This is a genomic window from Photorhabdus akhurstii, from assembly GCF_018448925.1.
Classification (GTDB): domain Bacteria; phylum Pseudomonadota; class Gammaproteobacteria; order Enterobacterales; family Enterobacteriaceae; genus Photorhabdus; species Photorhabdus akhurstii.
In genome coordinates this window covers 1-255 of the sequence record NZ_RCWE01000156.1, presented here as the reverse complement: position 1 = coordinate 255, position 255 = coordinate 1, and the positions used below count along the sequence as shown (strand labels likewise).

Genomic DNA, 255 nt, shown 5'->3' with positions numbered 1-255 from the left:
TGTGGATTTCAGTTATTAATTGCTGGTCGTTGTAATGCCAGGTGGTGGTGTGCCCCTGTGGGGTGGTGGAGCGGGTGATGCCGGGGGCATAATCCAGGTGAACCGGATAGTAGCCGCCGGCCCCCACACTGTCGGTACAGCGCCCCTGTTTATCATAACGGTAATCCACCCAGGTCTGGTCGCCATCGGACCAGCGGCTTATCAGGCCCTGGGCATTATATTCATAATACAGATGAAAATGCTGGGCGCTGTCCG

1 protein-coding gene is annotated in these 255 nt (G+C 56.1%); it reads right to left on the bottom strand.

From position 1 onward, the window contains the following. Window positions 1-255: hypothetical protein (locus EAE93_RS24165; protein ID WP_214040755.1), on the bottom strand; the 255-nt coding region annotated here is incomplete at both ends.